The following is a 15,876-nucleotide window of genomic DNA, read 5'->3' on the forward strand; positions in this document are numbered from 1 at the left end:
GAGGCCCTGATGATCGAGTGGTTGATGAACATAGCGCTGGGCGCGGCTCTGGGTACCCTGGGCGGTCTGTTCGGCATTGGCGGCGGTCTGATCGCCATTCCGGCCCTTGGGGTGCTGTTCGGCCTCGACCAGCAGTTGGCGCAGGGCACGGCCTTGGTCATGGTGGTGCCGAACGTGTTGCTGGCGCTGTGGCGCTATCACCAGCGCAACCGCATCGAACTGCGCCACGCGCTGCCGTTGGCGGCGTGCAGCTTTTTGTTCGCGTGGCTCGGTTCGATCTGGGCGGTGGGCATCGACGCCCATTCCATGCGCCTGGGCTTCGTGGGCTTTCTGATAGCGTTGGCGGTGTGGAATGTGGCGCGGATGTTCCTGCCGGTCGCCCCGCCGAGCACCGAGCTGCGCTACCCCTGGCCATGGCTGGGCGTGCTGGGCAGTTTTGCCGGTGCCATGGGCGGGTTGTTCGGTGTGGGCGGAGCGGTGGTGGCCACGCCGATCCTGACCAGCGTATTCGGCACCACGCAAGTTGTGGCGCAAGGGTTGTCCCTGGCCTTGGCCGCGCCCAGCACACTGGTGACACTGGTCACTTACGGCGTGCACGGCAGTGTCGACTGGCACGCGGGTATCGCGCTGGCCATCGGGGGCCTGCTCAGCATCAGCTGGGGGGTGAAGCTTGCCCACGCGCTCCCGGAAAAAGTACTGCGTACGCTGTTCTGTGCCTTCCTGGTGGTCTGTGCGGTGATGCTGGCGTACGAGCTGTAGTTGCCGGCCTTACTTGAATCCTTCCACGATGTAATCGGCCATGCAGTCGGTGATGGGCGACTGATGCTGGGTGTTTCGCAGCAGCATCACGTTGGCCAGGGGCAGTTGCGGCAGACCTTCCTGCTCGCCGAGGGTGCGCAGGTTGCCGCTGATCAGGCTCTGCAGTTGCGCTGTCACCGCCAAGCCAGCGGTGACGATGGCGAAGATCGCCGCGAGGCTGGGGCTTGTGTAGGCGATGCGGTAGTCGATGCCTTGGCTCTCCAGGGCATTGCAGGTCCAGGCGCGGCAGAAGCAATCGGTGTTGAACAAGGCCAGAGGCATGGGCCGTTGCTCCTGCGGGCAAAAGCCTTGGGCCGCGGCCCAGACCAGCCGCTCCTGGCGCAGCAACTGGCCAATCTCGTTGCCGGGCTCGCGGGTGACGATGGTCAGGTCCAGATCCTGGCGCAGCATCAGTTGCTTGGACGAGTCGCAGTGCACCTCCACCTGGATCAGCGGATACGCCTGGGCGAAGCTTGAAAGAATCGTAGGCAAAAAGCGCATGGCATAGTCGTCCGGCGTGCCGATGCGCACCACGCCGACCATGTGCGGCATGCGCAGGGTGTTGAACACCTCGCCCTGCAGCTTGAGGATACGCCGGGCATAGCCGAGCAAGACCTGGCCTTCGGCGGTCAGGCGAACTTGGCGACCGTCGCGCTCGAACAGCTGGCGCTGGAGGATGTCTTCTTCCAGGCGTTTCATCTGCATGCTCACCGCCGACTGGGTGCGGTTGACCACCTCGCCGGCGCGGGTGAAACCGCCTTGTTCGGCGATCGCAACGAAGGTGCGCAGGACATCCGAATCCAGGTTCTGGTACTGGGACATTGCATCAATCTCCGAGATGCATGGCATCAGAAACATTCGTTGGATTGATCTTAGGCCTGGCGTGAGACTGAAGCCATCTTCACGGAGGGCTTCAAGATGAAAGGTCAGATCACTTCCCTGTACGTCAAACCTGCCTTTTCGTTCACCCATCTGGGAGAGGCCGCACTGACGCGGATCCTTCGCTGGTACCAGCTGTACCGTCAGCGCCGCGAGCTGCTGAGCCTGAGCGATGCGACCTTGCATGACCTGGGGTTGAGCCGGGCGGATATCCAGCAGGAGGCCGAGCGGCCGTTCTGGGATGACCCCCTGCGCAAATGATCGGTGGTGGTTTATTCGCGGGTAAACCCGCCCCCCAAAGGTTCAACGCTAAGCCCGCTCCTGCAGGGGCACTGCCAACCTGTGGGAGCGGGTTTACCCGCGAAGCCGCAACGCGATGCGCGCTTAGCGACGCACTTGCTTGAGCGTTTCGGCAATCAGGAAGGCCAGCTCCAACGACTGGTCAGCGTTGAGCCGTGGATCGCAATGGGTGTGGTAGCGGTCCGACAAGCCATCCTCAGTGATCGGGCGCGCTCCGCCGATGCATTCGGTGACGTTCTGCCCGGTCATCTCGATGTGGATACCGCCAGCATACGAGCCTTCGGCCTGGTGCACCTGGAAGAACTGGCGCACCTCATCGAGAATCTGCGCGAAATCCCGCGTCTTGTAGCCGCTGCTGGCCTTGATGGTATTGCCGTGCATCGGGTCGGAGCTCCACAGCACCTTGCGACCTTCGCGCTCGACGGTGCGAATCAGCCCGGGCAGGTGATCGCCCACCTTGCCGGCGCCCATGCGCACGATCAGGTTCAGGCGGCCGGGGGCGTTGGCCGGGTTGAGGGTGTCGATCAGGCGGATCAGTTCCTCAGGGTTCATGCTCGGGCCGACCTTGACCCCGATCGGGTTGTGCACCCCGCGCAGGAACTCCACATGCGCGCCATCCAGTTGCCGGGTACGGTCGCCGATCCACAGCATGTGCGCCGAGCAGTCGTAGTAGTCTCCGGTCAGGCTGTCGCTGCGCACGAAGGCTTCCTCGTAGTTGAGCAGCAAGGCTTCGTGGGCGGTGAAGAAGCTGGTTTCGCGCAGTTGCGGCGCGCTGTCCAGGCCGCAGGCGCGCATGAAGGCCAGGGTCTCGTCGATCCGTCCGGCCAGTTGGTGGTATTTCTCCGACAGCGCCGAGTTGGCGATGAAATCCAGATTCCATTTGTGCACTTGGTGCAGGTCGGCAAAGCCGCCTTGGGCGAATGCGCGCAGTAGGTTCAGGCTGGCGGTGGCCTGGTGGTAGGCCTGCAGCAGGCGCTCGGGGTCCGGGACGCGGCTCTGCTCGTCGAAACCGATGCCGTTGACGATGTCGCCCCGGTAGGCCGGCAGCGTCACCTGGCCGATGGTCTCGTCGCCTGCGGAGCGCGGCTTGGCGAATTGCCCGGCCATGCGCCCGACCTTCACCACCGGGCAGCCGGCGGCGAAGGTCATGACGATCGCCATCTGCAGCAATACCTTGAAGGTGTCACGGATCTTGGCTGCCGAGAACTCGGCGAAGCTTTCGGCGCAGTCGCCACCCTGAAGCAGAAATGCCCGGCCCTCAGTCACCTCGGCGAACTGCCGGCGAAGCTCCCGGGCCTCACCAGCGAACACCAGGGGCGGGTAGCTGGCCAGGGTCTGCTCGACCTTGAGCAGGTGCGCAGCGTCGGGGTAGGTCGGTTGCTGCTGGATCGGCAGGGCGCGCCAGCTATCGGGACTCCAGGGTCGGTTCATCACAGGCTCGGTGTTGTCGGCTATAGGCATGATGGCCATGGTATCAGTTGGCGACGCGCTTGTTGCACCGGGGGCATTGGCGGACAATGTCGGCTTTTGCGCGCACAGGTGTCGGTCATGGGGACGGAGCGGGAAGAGCGGTTGTTGGCCCGGGTCGAGGACGCCTTTGGGGTCATCAGCGTCTATGAGGTGGAGGATTACCGCTTCCTGGAGTTTGGCGATGCCATCGAGCAAAGCTGCACGTTTACCGCCGACCCCAGCTGGCTGGAGTACGACTACACCCGCGCCATGCTGGTGGGCGCACTGTGCCATGAACAGCCCGAGAGCGCGTTGTTCCTAGGCTTGGGGGCCGGCACCTTGACCCAGGCGTGTTTGAAGTTCCTGCCCCTGGACGATGTCGAAGCCATCGAGCTGCGGCCGGATGTGCCGCGTCTGGCCATGGAGTACATGGGCCTTGACGATGATCCACGGCTGTATGTGCGGGTCGGTGATGCCCTGGAACTGCTGCCGACCGCCGAAAAGGCCGACCTGCTGTTCGTCGACCTGTATACCGACCACGGGCCGGGTGTCGGTCACCTGGCGTGGGGCTTTCTGGAAAACTGCCAGAAGCAGCTCAACCCCGGCGGCTGGCTGGTGATCAACCAGTGGGCTGGCGATGATGGCAGGCCGCTGGGCGCGGCCTTGCTGCGTGGGTTGTACCACCGCCATTACTGGGAACTGCCGGTGAAGGAGGGCAACGTCATCCTCCTGGTACCGGCCGATCTCGAGCAGGTACTGGACCTGGACGGCGTGGGTGAGCGCGCCGCGGCCCTGGCGCCGCGTCTTGGGTATTCGCTGGAGTATCTGATCAAGGCGATCCGGCCCGCGACGTGACGGCTGACGAGCGTCTGGGAGGGCGTCGCTTTCCATCGAGGCTGTGGAAACGATTCAGCGGCGATGATGCGATAGCGGCAAGGTAGCCCTCTTCACTGAAAAAAATCTCACGGTCGGGCACGGATTCGGGTATAGTACGCGCCGGTCTTTTAGCGGACCTCAAAATCAGGTGGTGCAAACCCTCCGAGTCCAGCTTCGGCTGCACGTCCGCTAGGCGGACCTCCCCAAGACGTTCCTTTTTCAATCGTTTTCGCAAATCCCCGCCGCCAAAGCTGCCTGGGTGACCTTTTGGTCTTTCAAGGCATGTGCAGCTTTGGAGCATGGGTCTTTGCGGATGCACATAGAGGCAGACCCATGACCCAGGAAACCGGCGGATTCGCCGCTCTCGATCTTCATCCGAACATCGTTGCCGCCGTGCTGGCCACAGGCTATGAAGAGCCATCGGCCATCCAGCAACAATCGATCCCGATCATCCTCGCCGGTCACGACATGATCGGCCAGGCGCAGACTGGCACCGGCAAGACCGCTGCCTTCGCCCTGCCGATCCTCAACAAGATCGATGTGAGCAAGCGCGAACCGCAAGCCCTGATCCTAGCGCCAACCCGTGAGTTGGCGCTGCAAGTAGCCACCGCCTTCGAAACCTACGCCAAGCAGATGCCAGGCGTGAACGTGGTGGCTGTCTACGGTGGTGCCCCGATGGGCCCACAACTGCGTGCCATTCGTAACGGCGCACAGATCGTCGTCGCCACCCCGGGTCGCCTGTGCGACCACCTGCGCCGCGACGAGAAAGTCCTGTCCACCGTCCAGTACCTGGTACTCGACGAGGCAGACGAAATGCTCAAGCTCGGCTTCATGGACGACCTGGAAGTGATCTTCAAGGCCATCCCCGAGTCGCGCCAGACCGTACTGTTCTCCGCCACCCTGCCGTCTTCGATCCGTTCTATCGCCGAGCGCCACCTGCGCGAGCCGAAGCACGTCAAGATCCAGAGCAAGACCCAGACCGTCACCGCGATCGACCAGGCCCACCTGATGGTCCATGCCGACCAGAAGATCCCGGCTGTGCTGCGTCTGCTGGAAGTGGAGGAGTTCGACGCACTGATCGCCTTCGTGCGTACCAAGCAAGCCACGCTGGACCTGGCCGCCGCGCTGGAAGCCAAAGGCTACAAGGCCGCCGCGCTGAACGGCGACATCGCCCAGAACCAGCGTGAACGCGTCATCGACTCGCTCAAGGATGGCCGCCTGGACATCGTCGTCGCTACCGACGTCGCCGCCCGAGGCCTGGACGTACCGCGCATCACCCACGTGTTCAACGTCGACATGCCGTACGACCCGGAGTCCTACGTGCACCGTATCGGCCGTACCGGTCGTGCCGGTCGCGATGGTCGTGCACTGTTGCTGGTCACCCCCCGTGAGCGTCGCATGCTGCAGGTCATCGAGCGTGTGACCGGGCAGAAGGTGGCTGAAGCCCGCCTGCCGAACCCGCAGGCCGTGCTCGATGCGCGTATCAAGAAGCTGACCGCAAGCCTGGCACCGATGGTTGCCGAGGCAGAAGCCAGCCATGGCGAGCTGTTCGATCGCCTGACCGCAGATCTGGGCTGCAGCCCGCGTGCCCTGGCTTCGGCCCTGCTGCGCAAGGCCACCAACGGCCAAGCCTTGGACTTGGCCTCGGTCGAGCGTGAGCAGCCGCTGGTGCCGACCTTCACCCCGCGTGAGCGTGGCGAGCGTTCCGATCGCGGTGAGCGTAGCGAGCGTGGTGACCGCGAGCGTCGTGCGCCGATGCCGCTGGCCGAAGGCCGCGTACGTTGCCGTACCGCGCTGGGTGCCCGTGACGGCATCGCCGCCAAGAACCTGCTTGGCGCGATCCTCAATGAAGGTGGCTTGGCGCGAGACGCCATCGGCCGCATCCAGGTGCGTGACAGCTTCAGCTTGATCGAGCTGCCTGAAGATGGCCTGGAGCGTCTGCTGTCCAAGCTCAAGGACACCCGTGTGGCTGGCAAGCAGCTGAAGCTGCGCCGCTACCGCGAGGATTGATCCTGGCGCAATGAAAAATCCCCGGCCTAGGCTGGGGATTTTTTTGTCGGTGCCTTGGGTAGTGCTGCTCCGTAAAAGGCCTTACAGGCCTGTGGGAGCGGGTTTCCCCGCCAAGCGACCCTCAGTCGAACCGATAGATGTCCATCCCCAACGCCCCCAAGGTGAATCCTTGATGGACGACACCAAACCGCTCGCCAGCCCCCAGGGCAAAGAACAACGGCAGCAGATGTTCGTCGCTGGGGTGATTGCGCACCGCAAACGGCGCCTGTTCTCGGTAGTCGAGCAGCGCCTGCCGGTCATTCTGTGTCAGCTTTTCCACTACCCAGTCCCGAAACGCCAGCGCCCACGGCTCGATCACGTCCGGCCCGGCGTGCCAGTCCAACTCGCCCAGGTTGTGGGTAATGCTGCCGGAACCGATCAGCAGTACGCCTTCGGCGCGCAACCCGGCAAGCGCTTCGCCAACGCTGAGCTGCAAGGCCGGGCCAAGTTGGCTGGGCAACGACACCTGGATGACGGGAATGCTGGCATCCGGATACATCAGCGACAGCGGCACCCAGGCGCCGTGGTCGAAGGGGCGGTGGGTATCCAGGCGGGTGGGCAGGCCTGCTGCCGTCAGGCGGTCGCTCACCTGTCGGGCCAGTTCCGGCTCACCGGGGGCGGGATATTGCACGGCATACAGTGCAGCAGGAAACCCATGAAAGTCATGCCAGGTTTGTGGCTGTGGATTGCCCGTCACCAGCAGCTCACGGCTCTCCCAGTGCGCCGATACCACGATGATCGCCTTGGGAGGTGCCAGGGCATTGGCCAGCTTGGACAATGCCGGCCCGCTGGCGCCGGGTTGCAAGGCGAGCATGGGCGAACCATGGGAAATGAACAGGCTGGGCAGCATGGCGATGTCCTGGCGGTTAAGATGCGTTCATCTTCGATCAGTTACCGATCGAGATCCAATATAAGTTTTCAGCGCATTTCATCGAAAAACCGGGAGGAAGCATGGAGCCGGCGTTCTGGCACAAGCGGTGGGCGGACAATCAGATCGGCTTTCATCAGGCGCAGGTCAATCCTTACCTACAAACCTACTGGCCTGCGTTAGGCCTGGCGCAGGGTAGCCGCGTGCTGGTGCCCTTGTGTGGCAAGAGCCTAGACCTTGCCTGGCTGGCGAGGCAGGGGTATCAGGTGTTGGGCGTCGAGCTGTCCCGGCGCGCAGTAGAGGACTTTTTCAACGACCACGGCTTGGTGCCGCAGGTGACCCAGCAGGGCGTCTTCGAAGTATGGCGCAGCGGTGATGTGGAACTGTGGTGTGGGGATTTCTTTGCGCTGACGGCGCAGGATGTGGGCGATTGCGTCGGCCTGTATGACCGCGCGGCGGTCATTGCCTTGCCCCCTGTCATGCGTGAACGTTACCTGGCGTTGCTGTCGAGGCTGTTGCCGGATGCCTGCAAGGGCCTGATGGTGACGCTCGACTACGATCAGGCACGGCTCGACGGGCCGCCGTTTTCGGTGGCGGATGACGAGGTGCGGGCAGGGTTCGCTGGCTGGCAGGTGGAAACGCTTGAGGAGCGGGAGATCATCCAGGAGAGCCCGAAATTCGAACAGGCCGGAATCACGCGTCTGATTGAGCGGGTATATCGGCTGTTGCGGTGAAGGAGTGTGGTGCAGCGATTGCACAACGAAAAAGGGCGACCGAAGTCGCCCTTTTTTTCATGCGATTGGATCAACCGCGGCGGCGCAGCGCCTCGATGCGGTCTTCCAGTGGCGGGTGGCTCATCAGCAGGCCAGCCAGGCCGTGCTTGAGGCCGCCATTGATGCCGAATGCCTTCAGGGTATCGGGCATGTGCACAGGCATGCCTTGCTCCACGCGCAGGCGCTGCAGGGCGCCGATCATTGCGCCGGTGCCGGCCAGCTGGGCGCCGGCTTCGTCGGCACGGTATTCGCGGCGGCGCGAGAACCACATGACGATCATGCTGGCCAGGATACCCAGGATCAGCTCGGCGACGATGGTCGCCACATAGTAGGCGATACCCTGGCCTTCTTCGTTCTTGAAGATCACCTTGTCGACGAAGTTGCCGATGATGCGGGCGAAGAACATCACGAAGGTGTTCACCACGCCTTGCACCAGTGCCAGGGTGACCATGTCACCGTTGGCCACGTGGCCGATCTCGTGTGCCAGCACGGCGCGCACTTCATCAGGCGAGAAGCGCTCGAGCAGGCCCTGGGATACGGCCACCAGAGCGTCGTTGCGGTTCCAGCCGGTGGCGAAGGCGTTGGCCTCGTAGGCTGGGAAGATACCCACTTCCGGCATCTTGATGCCGGCCTCGCGGGACAGTTCCTCGACCGTCTGCAGCAGCCACTGTTCGTGGCGGGTGCGAGGCTGGCTGATGATCTGGGTGCCGGTGGTCATCTTCGCCATCCACTTGGAGATGAACAGCGAGACCAGCGAGCCGGCGAAGCCGAACACGGCGCAGAAGACCAGCAGTTGGCTGAGATTGAGGTCAACGCCGTTGGCCGCCATGAACCCGTTGAAGCCGAACAGGCTCAGGGTAATGCTTGCAACCAGCACCACCGCGAGGTTGGTGGCTACAAACAACAGAATGCGCATCATGGTTGTTACGTTCTCCTGACGGATGAAAATGTCGCGTACTGCGGGCTATATAAGGGGCGGGTCACACTGATTCAACCGGCCGACTATTTCAAACTGTGTACGGCGGAGTATGGCAGAGGATAGGGCGGGGGCTGTGGGATAGAGCGTTGCAGGATGTAAGAACTCTCCTGCGAAAAGCGCCCCATGACTGCTCAGCAAATCATCGGGGGCTATCGCCGACACCGAAAGCAGTCGGGCGACGGCGATAGCCTGAGAAGGGGGGTACAGGCCCCTCCGGTAGCTTACTGCTGGTAGGTGCGCAGGAAGTTGCCGATCCGTCCGATGGCCTGCTCCAGATCGTCCACCCGTGGCAAGGTCACCACGCGGAAGTGGTCCGGCCAAGGCCAGTTGAAGGCCGTGCCCTGGACGATCAGCAGTTTTTCCGACAGCAGCAGGTCGAGGACGAACTTTTCGTCGTTGTGGATCGGGCAGACTTTCGGGTCGATCTTGGGGAAGGCGTACAGCGCGCCCATGGGCTTGACGCAGCTCACCCCGGGAATGTCGTTGAGCAACTCGTAAGTGCGGTTGCGCTGCTCGAGCAGGCGGCCTGGCGGCAGCACCAGGTCGTTGATGCTCTGGTAGCCGCCCAGGGCAGTCTGGATCGCGTGCTGGGCCGGCACGTTGGCGCACAGGCGCATGTTGGCCAGCATGTCGATGCCTTCGATGTAGCTCTGGGCGTGCTGCTTGGGCCCGGAGATGATCAGCCAGCCGGAGCGGAAGCCCGCCACGCGATACGATTTGGACAGGCCGTTGAAGGTCAGGCAAAGCAGATCCGGGGCCAGCGACGCGGTGCTGATGTGCACGGCTTCGTCGTAGAGGATCTTGTCGTAGATCTCGTCGGAGAACACCACCAGGTTGTGCTGGCGGGCAAGCTCCAGCATGCCCAGCAGCAGCTCCTTGGAGTACACAGCGCCGGTCGGGTTGTTCGGGTTGATGATCACCAGGGCCTTGGTGTTCGGGGTGATCTTGGCCTTGATGTCTTCCAGGTCCGGGAACCAGTCGGCCTGCTCGTCACACAGGTAGTGCACAGGTTTGCCGCCCGCCAGGCTGACGGCGGCGGTCCACAGCGGGTAGTCCGGGGCCGGGATCAGCACTTCGTCGCCGTTATTGAGCAGTGCCTGCATGGACATCACGATCAGCTCGGACACACCGTTGCCGAGGTAGATGTCCTCGATGCCCACGCCCTCGATCTGCTTTTGCTGGCAGTACTGCATGACCGCCTTGCGTGCGCTGAACAAGCCTTTGGAGTCGCTGTAGCCTTGGGCGGTGGGCAGGTTGCGGATCACATCCTGGAGGATCTCGTCCGGCGCCTCGAAGCCAAACGGCGCCGGGTTGCCGATGTTCAGCTTGAGGATGCGGTGGCCTTCCTCTTCCAGGCGTTTGGCGTGCTTGAGCACTGGGCCGCGAATGTCGTAGCAGACATTGGCGAGCTTGTTCGATTTGCTGAACTGCATGATGTGATCCCGATTGAGAAGTCGCGGCGCGCCGCCGTCAAAAGGTTTGAAAAGGGCGGAGTGCATGCCAGACTGGCTGGCAAAAGAAGCCAACTAATATACGTGTCACCCCCGCCATAAAGAAAGACGGCGCGAGGTGAAATTCAGCCTGCCGAGGTCCCCCCATGCAAAAGATCGACAAAACCCTGGATGAATGGCGCCAGATGCTGGATCCGGCCCAGTATCAGGTGTGCCGTTTGAAGGGCACCGAGCGACCCTTCAGTGGCAAGTACAACAGCGAGCGCCGCGATGGTATCTACCACTGCATCTGCTGCGACCTGCCCTTGTTCGACTCGCGCGCCAAGTTCGACTCCGGCTGCGGTTGGCCCAGTTTCTACGAGCCGATCGAGCAGGGTGCCATGATCGAGATCCGCGACACCTCCCACGGCATGATCCGTACCGAAGTCACCTGCGCGCGTTGCGATGCCCACCTGGGCCATGTGTTCCCCGATGGCCCGCCACCGACCGGCCTGCGCTACTGCATCAACTCGGTGTGTCTGGACCTCAAGCCGCGTGACTGACCGGAGACCTGCGATGGCCGATACGCTGAAGAACATCCGTTGCGTCACCTTGAATGGCGAGCAAAAGGTATTGGGCGACTTTCCGGGCAAGGCGCTGCTGGTGGTCAACACCGCCAGCCAGTGCGGTTTCACGCCCCAGTACAAGGGCCTGGAGCAACTGTGGAAGCAATACCGCGAGCGCGGGCTGGTGATCCTGGGGTTCCCCTGTAACCAGTTCGGCAAGCAGGAGCCTGGAGATGCCCTGGACATCGCACAGTTCTGCGAACGAAACTTCGGTGTGAGCTTCCCGTTGTTTCGCAAGGTCGAGGTCAATGGGCCGGATGCTCATCCCTTGTTCGTCGAACTGAAAAAGCGCGCTCCCGGCATCTTGGGCACGCAGCGGATCAAGTGGAATTTCACCAAGTTCCTTGTAGACCCTGCCAGCGGCAAGGTCACACGCTACGCTCCCAACACCAAGCCTGAGGCGCTCAAGGCGTCGATCGAAGCCTTGCTCAGCCGCTGATCGGCACCCAATGGTCGATCAACGCCAGCAACTCCTCGCGGCGAAACGGCTTGGCCAAGTAATCGTTCATGCCGGCGGCGCGGCAACGTTCGCGCTCCTCGGGCATGGCGTTGGCGGTCAAGGCAACGATCGGCAGCGCTGACCAGCGCCCGTCCTGGCGGATGCGCCGGCTGGCCTCGTAGCCGTCCATCACCGGCATGTTGCAGTCCATCAGCACCATGTCCACTGCCTCCTGCTCCAATCGCTCAAGGGCCTCGGCGCCCTGGGTGGCGAGCAGCACTTGGCAACCGAGCTTGACCAGCATGCCTTTGGCCACCAATTGGTTGACCGGGTTGTCCTCTACCAGCAGGACGCGTGCCCGTATTGGCGGGTGCGGGGCCTGTAGGTGGGGCAGGGGGGCGTCGGCCTCGGCGCCCTCCAGTGCGCGGCGCAGAGTCTGATACAAGGTGTTGCGTGCCAGGGGGCGCGCCAGTTGCAGCAGGGGGGCCAGTTGCGTGGCGTGCTCCTGGGTGAGGAAGTTGCCATACGCGGTCACCAGCAGAATCGGCGCCTGCAGGCTGGGGCGCAAGGTGTCCAGATGCTCCACATCGTCGGTGATCACCAGGTCGGGCGTGACTTCGGCGGCCTGCGCTGCATCATCGAAGCCGTGATAGGGCAGGCCCCAGTCAGGCAGCAGCTTGTGCAACAGTTCGGTCAAGCCACTGGCGGCGTTGCTCAGCACGACGACGCGTCCGTGCAAAGGGGCGGGCGGGATGGCCTCGGTGTGCACGAGCAGCGGCAGCTCAGCTGTGAAGCGGCTGCCAAAGCCTGCCTCGGAGTCGATGTGCAAGTGACCTTGCATGGCCTGGCACAGGTTGCGGGTCAGGGCCAGGCCCAGCCCCGTGCCGCCGTATTGGCGGGTGATGCCGGCTCCGGCTTGGGTGAAGGGCTGGAAGATGCGCGCCTGGGCCTGTTCTGGGATGCCGATGCCGGTGTCGCACACCTCCAGGCGCACGCCCCCGACGATAGGCGTCAGGCGCACATCGACCCGGCCGAAGCGGGTGAACTTGAGGGCGTTGGACAGCAAATTGCTGACGATCTGCCGTACCCGGGTCGGGTCGCCCAGCACCGTGCTGGGAAAGTTGGGGCTGATCAGGCATGTCAGTTCGACATTTGCTGCTGCGTTCTGCGACAGCAGATTGGCAGTGTCCTCGACCATCGCGCCCATGTCGAAGGGGATGCGCTCGAGCTCCAGTTGCCCGGCATCGAACTTGGACAGGTCGAGAATATCGTTGAGCAGCTCCACCAATACCTTGCCCGAGTCGTGTGCGATGGATAGCTGCTGGCGTTGTTCGGCGGCCAGTGGGCTGTCCAAGGCCAGGGAGATCATGCCGAGCATGCCATTGAGCGGCGTGCGGATCTCATGGCTCATGTTGGCCAGGAATGCGGCTCTGGCGTGGGCCATGTCCAGTGCCTGCTGGCGGGCGTGCTCCAGCTCCTGGTTGGACTGGCTGAGGCGGTTGTTGCTGGCCTTGAGCTCGTTGGTACGGGCCGAGACGATATCTTCCAGTTCGTTCAAGTATTCGGTCAGGCGGTTTTCGGCATTGCGCCGCTGCTGGATCTCGGTGGACATGCTGACGAACTGCTGGTTGGCGACTTTGACCAGGACGCCGATCTCATCCTGTTCATGTCCATGAGGGCATGTCAGGCGTCCCTGGTGGGGATGGCGCGGGTCGCTACCGCTCAGGGCGGCGATCACCGTTACCAGCGGCTTGGTCAGCATCATGTAGAACAACGCCAGCAGAATGCCGGCCAGCACTAGGCTACGGGCGAAACCATTGACCAGGGTGACGCCTGCGCGGTCCAGAAAGCGGCTGCCAAAGGCATAGGTGTCGATGTCCAGGTACAGGGTGCCGAGGTATTCGTTGGGCAGGCTGGACAGGAACAAGCGTTCCTGGAACTGGCGCTGTTCGCCGAACAGGAAATCGCTCAGTGGCCGGTAGCGGTCTTCCAGGCTAGGGCGGCTGGCATCGGCCAGCACGGTGTCGTTGTTGTCGACCAGGCGCGCACGGATCACCGCCGGCGATTGCAGCAGTCCACCGATCAGCTCTTGGGCAAGCTCTGCGTCGATGTTGTAAGTGATGCGCGACAGCGGATCGTGGCTGATTTGCAGCAGCGCCTGCACTTCGCGGTTGATGGACGCGTCTTCGCTGGCATAATCGATGCCGATCTGCACCAGGCTGAGCAGCGCCCCCAAGATGAAGCCGACCAGGACTGTCAACCGGGCTTGCTTGTATGACAGGCGATTGGTGAACTTGATATCCATGGAGTCCGAGCCGGTTTACGTCCCTTGCGCTGCGCAAGCATAGCCGATACAGCCAAGCTGCTCGTGGCGCGGCCCTTGGTTTCAGGTTCTTTGCCCTTGATCAGACGCTGTGGACCGCACCTCAAACCCAGGGCAGGTCGTGACGAAGCCCTGGACAACCTCGTCGTGCGCCGGTCGTCCGGCTGCGGCAACCGTAATGGCCGTTGTGCCTATCAGTTCGCCCGCTATTGGTTCGGGCGGCAATTGTTGGAGCAGAAACAATGATCGACCTCAACGCCAGCGGCTCCGGCCTCGATGGCTATGACCTGTTGGCCGCGCAAGTGCAGGCGCTGTTTGCCGACGAACGTGACTTCATCGCCAATGCCGCGCAGTTTTCTGCGTTTCTCTACCATCAGGTGGAGGACCTGAACTGGGCTGGCTTCTATCTCAACCGCGATGAGCAACTAGTGCTCGGCCCGTTCCAAGGCCAGGTGGCCTGCGTGCGTATTCCCTTCGGCAAGGGCGTCTGCGGAGCGGCTGCGGCGTCACGTCAGACCCAGCGGGTCGAGGATGTGCATGCCTTCCCGGGGCATATTGCCTGTGACAGCGCTTCCAACAGCGAACTGGTGATTCCACTGGTGAAGGCGGGCAGGCTGATTGGTGTGCTGGACCTGGACAGCCCGAAGCTGGCGCGGTTCAGCGAGGCGGATCAAGTTGGGCTGGAGCGCCTGGCGGCGATCTTCCTTGAATTGACGGACTGTTGAAAACGACAAGGGGCCCATGAAAGCCCCTTGTCTTTGCTGCGTTTTTTGTGGGAGCCACTGTCTGGCCCCGTGGCGACTTTTTCGCGGCTAAGCCCGATCCCACAGGGTTTGCGCTGATCCTGTGGGAGCGGGCTTAGCGCGGACACCTTCATAGCTGGTGCCAGGTAGCACGTTACCTGCTTCGCCGCGACGAGCAGGTTGACCAAGTGGTCGATAGGCTCACCCCTCAGTCGTAGAGGGCTTTCTTCTTCCAGTTTTCGCTTTCGTCTGTCTTCAAGCCTTGGGTCAGCGCATTTTCGTCGTTTTCCGCAGGTTCCATCTTGTCCTTCACCAGGGCGTCGGCGCGGGCCAGAAGCTTTTCCAGGTAGATGCGCTGTTCGTCGTACTGCTTGGGGTCCTGCTGTTTGCGCAGGTATTGCACGCCCCGGTCGAAGGCCAGCCGCGCCTGGCCGGGTTGGTTCTGCTGCAGGGCTTGCTGGCCCAGGTTGTTGAAGAACTCGATGTGCAGCAGAACCAACAGGTGGCGAATCTCCTTGACCCAATACTTGCCTTCATTGGTCTGTAGGAAGCCTTCCTGTGTGGCGCGCACGATCTGGTTGTGCAATGACTCCAGGAGAAAACGCACTTCCTTGGCCTTGGCCTCGGTCTGGATCGGGCTGGGCGGGTTGTTGATCGCAATGCCGTCGCCTTTGGCAACGAGGCTTTCCAGCTCGCTGATACGTCCCTTGATCTCGGCGTTGTGCTTGTCCAGCGCCAGTTGACGCTGATAGAGGTTGAGCTCCAGGCGGGTCAGAAGCACCTTGAGGGCCGGTGTCATCAGTTGCCGGGGGAAGGTTTCGCTGATTTCGCCGCAGCGACGCAGGCGTTCTGCCAGTTCTATCTTCAGGCGAGCGCGCTCAAGCTTGGCGTTTTCCACGACATTATTGAGGTAGCCGATCACGATCAGTAGCGCGATACCTGCCACGATGAGCAAGGTGATCAGAAGTGGTGTCACCGTTAACGCCTCGTCAAATAGATAATTTCCGACTTGAGTGTAGGAGAGTTCGCCTATGGCCGGGTAGGCCCATCCGACAGGATTACGAATTGCTCTGCTAGCACTTTGCCACGAGCTTGCCGACCTGCTGTCAAAAAATCAACGCCAGCCGTTGGGCGCATCATGCCTGTTGTCTTTCTATAGCCGGAAGTCATTGATTTAAATAAATTTCCATAAAGGGGTTGACGACCCATCAAGGCATCCATAGAATGCGCGCCACTTGCAGCGTAAAGCTCACAGCGTAGCGCGGCAGGGAGTGAAAAGTTGTAGTGTGTGTCCCCTTCGTCTAGTGGCCTAGGACACCGCCCTTTCACGGCGGTAACAGGGGT

General features: G+C 62.3%; 13 protein-coding genes and 3 pseudogenes. 9 read left to right on the forward strand and 7 right to left on the reverse strand.

Annotated elements, in window-relative coordinates; translation table 11 throughout:
* Window positions 1-9: 9 nt before the first annotated feature.
* On the forward strand, window positions 10-759 hold the full coding sequence (locus tag ABOA88_RS12410; protein ID WP_196169618.1) for a sulfite exporter TauE/SafE family protein: 750 nt from the start codon (window positions 10-12) through the stop codon (window positions 757-759).
* Window positions 760-768: 9 nt separating this feature from the next.
* Here ABOA88_RS12410 and ABOA88_RS12415 read toward each other — a convergent pair whose 3' ends face one another.
* The gene (locus ABOA88_RS12415; protein ID WP_052352446.1) at window positions 769-1,620 is read right to left on the reverse strand and encodes a LysR substrate-binding domain-containing protein; all 852 of its coding nucleotides are present in this window, start codon (window positions 1,618-1,620) and stop codon (window positions 769-771) included.
* 96 nt (window positions 1,621-1,716) lie between these two features.
* Here ABOA88_RS12415 and ABOA88_RS12420 point away from each other — a divergent pair, with 96 nt between their 5' ends.
* Window positions 1,717-1,938 (forward strand): DUF1127 domain-containing protein, encoded by a 222-nt coding sequence (locus ABOA88_RS12420; protein ID WP_196169419.1) that lies wholly within the window; start codon window positions 1,717-1,719, stop codon window positions 1,936-1,938.
* A gap of 123 nt (window positions 1,939-2,061) precedes the next feature.
* Here the strand turns inward: ABOA88_RS12420 and ABOA88_RS12425 are convergent, their stop codons facing one another.
* Window positions 2,062-3,408, reverse strand: coding sequence for a class II 3-deoxy-7-phosphoheptulonate synthase (locus ABOA88_RS12425; RefSeq protein WP_196169418.1), 1,347 nt, complete (start codon window positions 3,406-3,408; stop codon window positions 2,062-2,064).
* Window positions 3,409-3,525: 117 nt separating this feature from the next.
* Here ABOA88_RS12425 and ABOA88_RS12430 point away from each other — a divergent pair, with 117 nt between their 5' ends.
* A complete protein-coding gene (locus tag ABOA88_RS12430) occupies window positions 3,526-4,281 on the forward strand; it encodes a spermidine synthase (RefSeq protein WP_196169417.1) in 756 nt (251 codons plus the stop codon).
* Between the two features lie 320 nt (window positions 4,282-4,601).
* Window positions 4,602-6,312: pseudogene (locus tag ABOA88_RS12435) on the forward strand (DEAD/DEAH box helicase).
* A 121-nt stretch (window positions 6,313-6,433) separates the two neighbouring features.
* Here the strand turns inward: ABOA88_RS12435 and ABOA88_RS12440 are convergent.
* A complete protein-coding gene (locus ABOA88_RS12440; protein WP_367851195.1) occupies window positions 6,434-7,201 on the reverse strand; it encodes a DODA-type extradiol aromatic ring-opening family dioxygenase in 768 nt (255 codons plus the stop codon).
* 101 nt (window positions 7,202-7,302) lie between these two features.
* Between ABOA88_RS12440 and ABOA88_RS12445 the strand changes: the two genes are divergently transcribed.
* Window positions 7,303-7,953 carry a thiopurine S-methyltransferase gene (locus ABOA88_RS12445; RefSeq protein ID WP_367851196.1) on the forward strand — a complete coding sequence of 217 codons (651 nt, stop codon included), beginning with the start codon at window positions 7,303-7,305 and terminating at the stop codon, window positions 7,951-7,953.
* 70 nt (window positions 7,954-8,023) lie between these two features.
* Here the strand turns inward: ABOA88_RS12445 and htpX are convergent, their stop codons facing one another.
* Window positions 8,024-8,911: a protease HtpX gene (gene htpX / locus ABOA88_RS12450; RefSeq protein WP_043209852.1), complete on the reverse strand. Its 888-nt coding sequence runs from the start codon at window positions 8,909-8,911 to the stop codon at window positions 8,024-8,026.
* A 281-nt stretch (window positions 8,912-9,192) separates the two neighbouring features.
* Entirely contained in the window at window positions 9,193-10,404 is a 1,212-nt protein-coding gene (locus tag ABOA88_RS12455; RefSeq protein WP_043209854.1) for a pyridoxal phosphate-dependent aminotransferase, read from the reverse strand.
* 164 nt (window positions 10,405-10,568) lie between these two features.
* Here ABOA88_RS12455 and msrB point away from each other — a divergent pair, with 164 nt between their 5' ends.
* Both msrB and ABOA88_RS12465 read left to right on the forward strand, forming a co-directional pair.
* Window positions 10,569-10,964: a peptide-methionine (R)-S-oxide reductase MsrB gene (gene msrB / locus ABOA88_RS12460; RefSeq protein WP_196169414.1), complete on the forward strand. Its 396-nt coding sequence runs from the start codon at window positions 10,569-10,571 to the stop codon at window positions 10,962-10,964.
* A 13-nt stretch (window positions 10,965-10,977) separates the two neighbouring features.
* On the forward strand, window positions 10,978-11,466 hold the full coding sequence (locus ABOA88_RS12465; RefSeq protein ID WP_196169413.1) for a glutathione peroxidase: 489 nt from the start codon (window positions 10,978-10,980) through the stop codon (window positions 11,464-11,466).
* On the opposite strand, the pseudogene ABOA88_RS12470 reads toward ABOA88_RS12465, so the two are convergent.
* A pseudogene (locus ABOA88_RS12470) lies at window positions 11,456-13,812 on the reverse strand (response regulator). The gene ABOA88_RS12465 and the pseudogene ABOA88_RS12470 sit on opposite strands and share 11 nt — an antisense overlap.
* Before the next feature lie 97 nt (window positions 13,813-13,909).
* Here ABOA88_RS12470 and ABOA88_RS12475 point away from each other — a divergent pair.
* Window positions 13,910-14,035, forward strand: a pseudogene (locus ABOA88_RS12475) (AAA family ATPase); the annotation flags it as partial.
* Window positions 14,032-14,514: a GAF domain-containing protein gene (locus tag ABOA88_RS12480; RefSeq protein ID WP_367851197.1), complete on the forward strand. Its 483-nt coding sequence runs from the start codon at window positions 14,032-14,034 to the stop codon at window positions 14,512-14,514. The pseudogene ABOA88_RS12475 and the gene ABOA88_RS12480, both read left to right, overlap by 4 nt.
* A 226-nt stretch (window positions 14,515-14,740) precedes the next feature.
* Here the strand turns inward: ABOA88_RS12480 and ABOA88_RS12485 are convergent, their stop codons facing one another.
* Window positions 14,741-15,508 (reverse strand): hypothetical protein, encoded by a 768-nt coding sequence (locus tag ABOA88_RS12485; protein WP_070573238.1) that lies wholly within the window; start codon window positions 15,506-15,508, stop codon window positions 14,741-14,743.
* Between the last annotated feature and the right edge of the window lie 368 nt (window positions 15,509-15,876).

The sequence above is a fragment of the Pseudomonas sp. PKS genome (assembly GCF_051913525.1).
Classification (GTDB): domain Bacteria; phylum Pseudomonadota; class Gammaproteobacteria; order Pseudomonadales; family Pseudomonadaceae; genus Aquipseudomonas; species Aquipseudomonas guariconensis_D.